This window comes from Microbacterium sp. 01T413_2 (genome assembly GCF_056398985.1).
Window position 1 is genome coordinate 66326 of sequence record NZ_JBFTQL010000018.1, and the last position, 7388, is coordinate 73713.

Annotated in this window: 7 protein-coding genes and 1 pseudogene; 2 read left to right on the plus strand and 6 right to left on the minus strand. The window is 72.0% G+C overall.

The annotated features are described in order from the left end of the window. Positions 1–16: 16 nt before the first annotated feature. The 6 genes from AC1DMN_RS11065 to AC1DMN_RS11090 form a co-directional block, all read right to left on the minus strand. Positions 17–2203, minus strand: a complete 2187-nt coding sequence (locus tag AC1DMN_RS11065; RefSeq protein ID WP_477230563.1) for an alkaline phosphatase family protein — start codon at positions 2201–2203, stop codon at positions 17–19. 292 nt (positions 2204–2495) lie between these two features. Then, the gene (locus tag AC1DMN_RS11070) at positions 2496–3236 is read right to left on the minus strand and encodes a GntR family transcriptional regulator (RefSeq protein WP_477230564.1); all 741 of its coding nucleotides are present in this window, start codon (positions 3234–3236) and stop codon (positions 2496–2498) included. 130 nt (positions 3237–3366) lie between these two features. Then, the gene (locus AC1DMN_RS11075; RefSeq protein WP_440734947.1) at positions 3367–3699 is read right to left on the minus strand and encodes an SHOCT domain-containing protein; all 333 of its coding nucleotides are present in this window, start codon (positions 3697–3699) and stop codon (positions 3367–3369) included. Between the two features lie 306 nt (positions 3700–4005). Then, on the minus strand, positions 4006–4668 hold the full coding sequence (locus AC1DMN_RS11080) for a response regulator (protein WP_477230565.1): 663 nt from the start codon (positions 4666–4668) through the stop codon (positions 4006–4008). Then, positions 4665–5876: a sensor histidine kinase gene (locus tag AC1DMN_RS11085; protein ID WP_477384218.1), complete on the minus strand. Its 1212-nt coding sequence runs from the start codon at positions 5874–5876 to the stop codon at positions 4665–4667. The genes AC1DMN_RS11080 and AC1DMN_RS11085 overlap by 4 nt, the downstream gene beginning before the upstream one ends. Positions 5877–5978: 102 nt before the next feature. Further along, a complete protein-coding gene (locus AC1DMN_RS11090) occupies positions 5979–6170 on the minus strand; it encodes a hypothetical protein (RefSeq protein ID WP_441978314.1) in 192 nt (63 codons plus the stop codon). Between the two features lie 111 nt (positions 6171–6281). Between AC1DMN_RS11090 and AC1DMN_RS11095 the strand changes: the two genes are divergently transcribed. Then, entirely contained in the window at positions 6282–6680 is a 399-nt protein-coding gene (locus tag AC1DMN_RS11095) for a RidA family protein (protein WP_440734943.1), read from the plus strand. A gap of 207 nt (positions 6681–6887) precedes the next feature. Beyond that, positions 6888–7388 (plus strand): annotated as a pseudogene (locus AC1DMN_RS11100) (HNH endonuclease); the annotation flags it as partial.

A 7388-nucleotide genomic window follows, 5' to 3' on the forward strand; every position in this document is an offset into this window, starting at 1 on the left:
CGTCGGGCGCTCGGGGTCAGGCCGGCAGCTGGGCCACGCGCCCGGCGTAGCGGTGCCGCCAGCCGCTGTTCGTGTCGGCGGTGACGACGACGTCGTAGTAGCCCTCGGAGGTGGGCCAGGTCACCTTCTGGGTCGCACCGGGCTTGACCCAGATGCGCTGCGCGGTGCCGGCGTGGTCGTTGGGCGTGAGGGCGTAGTGCACGCTCTGGCGGCCGTCGTTGTGCAGCGTGATCTCGACGGTCGGCGTCTCGCCGGCGACGAGGTCGACGTCGATGCGGGGCACGGCGCTGCCGTTCTGGCCCGCCGGCAGGACCGTGCCGGCGTGCGCGCGGACGAACCCGTCAGGTCCGTACACCGAGAACGCGTAACGGCCGTCCTGCGCGGTCGCGTCCCAGACGTGCGCCGCCGGCTTCGCGCCGGTGACCGTGTAGGGGGTGTTCGCGAACGGCAGGTACTTGTCGGGGAAGGCCTGCAGGCTCAGCGCCTTGCCTTGCGGGCCTCCGACCAGGCTGAGCTGCACGCTGACGGTGCCTGTCTTGCGGTCCTCCACGAAGACGCCGTGCGGGTGGTACGACAGGGGCCGGTGCTTGAGCGGCGTGCTCGACCACTTGTCGGCCGGCGGCACCTGGGTGCCGATCGTGCCGCCCGCGCGGGCGATCTGCACCAGGGCGTCCGTGTCGGGCAGCGACGGGACGTCGATCACGGGGTGGGCGAAATCCATCGCGCTCGTGAGGTCTCCGCTGATCCCGCGGCGCCAGGCGGTGATCGTGGTCGACAGCGCCGGGGTGCCGATCGCGGTGGTCCACGTCTCGAGGAAGCGGATCAGCGAGGTGTGGTCGAAGGTCTCGGTGCCGACCCAGCCGCCGCGCGTCCACGGCGAGACGAGGATCGTGGGGATGCGGGCGCCGTATCCGATCGGGGTGGATCCGTTGTACTCGCCCGGGGTGCCCGGCTCGGCGAACGGCGGCAGGACGTGGTCGAAGTATCCGTCGTTCTCGTCGAACGTCATGATGAGCAGCGTGCTCTTCCAGATGTCGGGGTTGCTCTGCAGCGTCTGGATCACCCGGTTCGAGAAGTGCGCGCCGTGCTCGGGGTTGGCCGAGGGGTGCTCCGACCAGCTGTACGGGGCGACGATCCAGGAGACCTGCGGCAGCGGATACTGCGCCCCCGGCTTGCAGGCCGCGATGAAGTCCTTCAGCACGCCGTTGACGTTGGCGTCGCTGTCGTTGTTGGTCACGCCGGTGGAGGCGTAGGGCGCGGACCCGGCCCGCCAGACCAGGCCCGTGCCGGGGGCGTTCTTGGCGGCGTCGTTGCGGTTCGCGATGTCCTGCGCGGACGAGCCCGACGTCGTGAAGGTGTTGAAGCCGCGGATCGGGTTGTCGGTGTAGTCGCCGACCCAGCTGGATCCGTTGTTCGTGTTGTCGACGTAGATCCGCCAGGAGACACCCGCGGCCTGCAGCGCCTCAGGGTAGGTCTGCCAGGTGCGGTTGCCGTTGGACTCGCCGCCGTTGTCGACGACGCCGCCCGAGGTGCCGGTCCACGCGTAGAGCCGGTTCGGCGTGGTCGGGCCCATGACCGAGCAGTGCCAGTTGTCGCAGATCGTATAGGCGCTCGCGAGCGAGTACTGCCAGGGGATCTCCTCGCCGGAGACGTAGTGCATCGTGTTGGCGCCCTTGGCGCCGATCCAGTTGTTGTAGCGTCCACCGGCCCACGCCGACGTGCCGCCCGAGTACGAGTGGTCCAGACCCGTGGTGGTGCCTGCGACCGTGGTCACCCGGCTGGGCTTGACGAAGGAGGATCCCTGCGGCTGGGAGAAGACGTCGGTGCCGTTCTGGAAGCGCAGGGCCTGCTTGTCGTCGAAGCCGCGCACACCGGGCAGAGCGCCGTAGTAGTGGTCGAACGAGCGGTTCTCCTGCATGAGGATCACGACGTGCTTGAGGTCGGTGATGTCGCCGGAGAAGCCCTCGGGCAGCGCGTAGACGCGCGAGGCGCCCGCGGCAACGGCACCCGCGCCCTCGGCGGCCGATGCCGACGGGGCGGCCGCCCCTGCGCCGAATCCGGCGCCCACGGCGGCGGCACCGCCCAGCAGGCCGAGAGCGCGCAGCATGCCGCGACGGGTCATGCCGCTGTGCAGCACCTCGTCGGGGACGGTTCGCGGGCGCTCGTACGGATCCGGGCTGAACGGGACGGGCTCGCTGGACATGACGCTCCTCGGGACGACGGGGCACCCCGGAGCGGGCGCCGACCTCGAGGAGAGCAAGCCGAGGGGAACAGCGGGTGAACGCCGGAGGACGAGCCGGTGGCATCGGCCCCGTCACCCGTGGATCCGGCCGCCGAGCGTGCACACTGGGCCGTTTCCGCCGTTCCCACCCCAGGGTCGTTGGGCGAGGACGGCGAAGCCGACCGAGACGAAACGCCGCCGCCCGTCGGAACCGCGTTTCGTCTCGCTCCTCGCTGCGCTCGGGGCTCGCTCAACGACCCCGCTCATCCGCCGCTCAGAGCGCGGTGCGGACCGTCTGCCCCGCTTCGATCTCGAACGCGATCGCACCGGCACGGTAACGGTCCACCCCGAGCTCCACGAGCCGCCCCTCGCGGGTCGTCGTCGTGCGCCCGACCTGCAGCAGCGGGCTGGAGCGGCGCACGCCGAGCAGTGCCGCATCCTCRGTGGTCGCGGCAGCCGCCTCGATCCGGTGGTTCGTCGATGCGACGCGGATCCCGGCCTCGGCGAGGGCGACGGTGGTCGAGCGCACGTCGTCCGGCACCCGCGTGATGACCTCGGCCACCCACGGCGCCCAGACCGAGCGCTCGATCATGACGGGCAGCCCGTCCAGCGTGCGCAGCCGCACGAACCGGTGCAGGGGCTCACCGAGCCTGATGCGGAACCGCTGCGCCTCCCGTGCATCCGCCGGCCCCACCGTGCGGGACGTGATCGTGCCGCCGGGGACGCGCCCGCCCTCGCTCGCCCATTCCGTGAACGACTGCATCCGCGCGAAGCCCTGGGTCTGATGCGCGGCCTGGACGATCCATCCGCCGCGCGGCCGGGAGACGACGAGCGACAGCCGGGCCAGGCGGGCGAGCGCCCCGCGGATCACGCTGCGCGTGGTGCCGTATTCGGCGCTCAGCGCCGCCTCGCTCGGCAAACGGGTGCCGGCCGCGAACCCTCCCTCAGAGATCCGCCGGCGCAGGTCTGCGGAGATCTGCGCCGTGCGCGAGTTCTCGCGGGCGGCCTCCGTCACTTCCCGCCCCCGCATGCAGGAGAAGGGATCGGCGGCCGGAGCATGCCCCCATTCTCGCTCACGCACGCCGGTGGCCCGCCATGCGCAGGCACGGCGGGCCACCGATCGGACTCACGTCCCGGTCGTCGAGTCAGGCCTCCGGGCGGTTCGCGCGCAGCACCTCGAGCCGCGCGCGGTACTCGGTCTCATCGATGTCGCCGTTCGCGAAGCGGCTCGCGAGCACCTGCTCCGCGCCGCTGCTCTGCGGCTTGGCCGCCCACGGGGCCTGCCCGCCGGCTGCTCCCTGAGCACCCTGCCAGCCCCACGGACCCGGTCCGCCCCAGCGGCGCCGGCGCACGAGGAGGGCGACGAGCAGGCCCACGATGATCAGGAACATCAGCGGGCCGATGATGAAGACGGGCCAGAACGGGTGGAACCCCATGTGGCCGGGATGCGCGGCGACGGCCGCGACGGTTGCGAGCATGATGCCCTTCCTTCGATCGGATCGGCCGCATCTCGACCGATGCCTCCAGCCTCGCGATCCGCACCCTCCGGCGAATCCGGCCCGGGGAGTGATTCCGCCTGCTCCCCAGGGAGTAGGGATCCGGATCCACATCGGAAACCGGCCGCTGCCCGAACTCAGGTCGCAGAAACTGCTGCAACTCCCTGGCCGCAACAGCCGAAAGTGCGACCCGAGCCGAAGAAGTGCGACCCGACCGGACGAAATGCGACCCGAGCGGAAGAGGGCAGCGGGGTCCGCGTCACCCGGGACCGTGCGGGTCCGGATCCGCTACTGCCAGCCGGGAGCCACGAGGCCGGTCTCGTAGGCGATCACGACGAGGTGCACCCGGTCGCGGGCGTGCAGCTTCGCCATGATCCGGGAGACGTGGGTCTTCGCGGTGAGCGGGCTGAGGAACAGGCGCTCCGCGATCTCGTCGTTGGTCAGCCCCAGTCCGACGAGGCGCAGCACCTCGCGCTCGCGCTCGGTGATCCCGTCGAGCGCGGCAGATCCCGGCGCCTCGCGCAGGCCCACTGCGAGCCGCTCGAGCAGCCGCCGGGTCACGCCGGGCGAGAGCAGCGCACCCCCCGCCGCGACCACCCGCACGGCGCGCACGAGATCGGCGGGCTCGGTGTCCTTCACGAGGAAGCCGGCAGCGCCGGCCCGCACCGCGCGCGCCACGTAGTCGTCGAGCTCGAACGTGGTCACGATCACGACGTGCACTCCGGCAAGACGCGGATCCGCGGCGATCTCCTCGGTCGCCCACAGCCCGTCGCCCTCCGGCATCCGGATGTCCATCAGCACGACGTCGACCGGCGTCTCGCGGATCCGACGCAGCAGCTCCTCGCCACCCGCGGCCTCGACGAGCACCTCGATGTCGTCCTCGGCATCGAGCAGAGCGCGGAATCCCGCACGCACGAGCAGCTGGTCGTCCGCGAGCGCGACCCGGATCATGACGCCCGCCCCCAGGGCAGGGTCGCGACGATGCGCGCCCCTCCGCCGTCCGCGGAGCCGAGCTCGATGCGGCCGCCGAGCAGCGCCGCCCGCTCCTGCATGCCCAGCACGCCGCCGTGCCCCGTCGCGGTCGGGTCGGCGTCTCCGAAGCCGCGGCCGTCGTCCTCGATCGCGACGACGAGGCGGGGATCCGGATCCTCTCGCCGCTCGAGCACCACCCGCACGTGCGCGGCGTGCGCGTGCCGCACGGCGTTGGTGAGTGCTTCCTGCACGATGCGGTACGCCGCGAACTGCACGGCTCGACTGGGCGCGTGGTCGCCGAGGCGGTCGTCGAGCGCGATGTCCAGACCGGGCGCGGTGAGGCCCGCGATGAGCCGGGGGAGCTCGGCGAGCTCGGCCTGCGGGACGAGCGGCACTTCACCGTCGCGGAGCACGCCCAGCACGCCACGCACCTCTTCCAGTGCCAGCTTGGAGGTGTCCTTCACGTTCTGCAGCGCGGTGCGCGCCTGCTCCGGATCGCGGTCGAACAGGTGCAGTCCGACGCTCGCCTGCACGTTCATCTGCGACAGCGCATGCCCGAGCACGTCATGCAGCTCACGCGCGATGCGCACCCGCTCGCGCTCCTCTGCGCTGCGGCGATGGCGCTGCGCGTCGGCGCGCAGCGCGGCCATCCGGGCGCCGCGGGTGCGCACGAAGGCGCCGACGGCGAAGCTGGCGGCGAGCGCGAGCGTCGCCGCGACGATGAGCCCCGGATGCCAGATCCGGCCGATCATGACTCCGACGAGGATCGCGGCGACCCACGCCGTCGCGACCGAGGCGGCCGCCCAGACGGCGGCTCCGCGGGCCACGGCGAGCGCGATCGCGAACGCCAGGGCGAGGTAGGGCGGTCCGTAGACGGGCGTCGTGAGCACGTCAAGCAGGGCGAGCCCGGAGACGACGGCGACGGTCGGGCCGGGGAATCGCCGCGCGGCGAGCAGTGCGAGCGGCCCTGCCACCGCGAGCGCGAGATGCAGCAGGATCCGCCAATGCAGTCCGTGATCGGCGTGCGCGGCGACCCAGAKSGAGGCCGGCACCTGCACGAGCAGGCACAGCACGACGGGTGCGATCAGGCGGACCCGCGGCGGCGGTCCGGCCGGGATCCGTCCGGTGTCGGGTCCGAACCACGCCGCCGACGCCGTCGAGGTGTCATCGAGCGGCTGATCCGGCATCCTCCGATGCTAATCGCGCCTCGCGCGCGGCGGATCCGTCGGCGGTGTGCTTCCGGGGTACTCCCGAGGGAGTAGTGCCGCGAAGCCGAGCGGGAGCGGAGCTCAGTTCTCCCAGGAGCGCGAGCGCTTGGTGGCGCCGCCCGGCTCGCGCATCATGTACGCGAGGGCGAGGCTGATCGCAAGGATGCCCGCGACGAAGACTGGCCCCTGCCAGGCGGGCAGGCCGGGGGCAATGCCCAGCAGCGCGAATCCGCCGAGGAACAGAATTCCGAACACGATGTAGTGAAGGATCACCGGGCAACCTCCTGTTGAGCCTCTCGAGTCTATCGCGCCGCGCCAGGCGGCCTCGACCCGTCTCCGGAGGGGCCTGACGCGATGTCGGATGCCGTGGCTACGCTCGCGGGCATGAGCATCTCCTACCCGCACGTCCCGGGGCTCGTGAACAGCCCCGCGTTCAGCCACGTCGCCGTGATCCCGCCGGGATCCACGACGATCCACGTCGGCGGCCAGAACGGCGTCGACGAGACCGGCGCAGTCGTCTCGGACGACGTCGCCGTGCAGTCCGCGCGCGCCCTCGACAATGCCGCCGCCGCGCTGGCCGCCGCCGGAGCCACCCTCGCCGATGTCGTGAGCTGGACCGTGCTGATCCACCAGGACGCGGATCTGCGCGCGGCCTACGGCGCGGTGGGCCCGAAGCTCGCGCGCGAAGGAGCACCGCCGCTCGTCACCGCGGCCCGCGTGGCAGGACTCGGCGTGCCCGGAGCACTCGTCGAGATCGGCGCCGTCGCGGCACTCGCGCCCTGAGCCGCTGGATCCGGCGAACTCTGGTGGCTGCCCGCGCCGTGGACGAGTCGAAGGCGAGACGAAAGGTCCGCGAGTCGGGCGCTTCGAGGGGCTCTGCGACAGAGGCCAGCGGCGACTGGGATCTTGTGACCTGCTCGTGATCTTTTCTGGATCTGATCTGGCCCTTTTCGAGCCTGGAATGTCGGTGACCCCGGGTTGAATGGGGGTATGACGAGCTCGACCAGCACGGTGGTGGATCCCGGGGTGGACCCGGTGGATCCGGCCGCCGTGCTGGCCGCGCTCGTGGACGGGTTGGCGACCACCGAGGCGACGATCACCCGCCTGCAAGCGTTGAAGGAAGCGCACCTCGCCGTCGCGCACCGCCTCGCGGAGGACCTCGCCGCCGCGGACGGTGCGTCCGGGGTGCGGGGTGAGTCGGTGGAACTCGCCGCCCGCAGTGTCGCCGCGGAACTCGCGGCGGTGCTGCACATGTCCGACCGGGTCGTGCAGGGCCGGATGGTGCGCGCCGCGGAGCTGATGACGAAGTTTCCCGCCACGATGCAGGCGTTCACGGACGCGCGGATCAACGCCGCGCACGTGCGGCTCATCCAAGACGCCGGGGCGCGCCTGGACGATCAGGTGCGTGCCGAGTTCGAGCGGGCGGCCGTCGCGGCCTGCGAGGGTGAGACCCCGCATCGGGCGAAGCGGGTCGTGGAGCGCGTTGCGGAA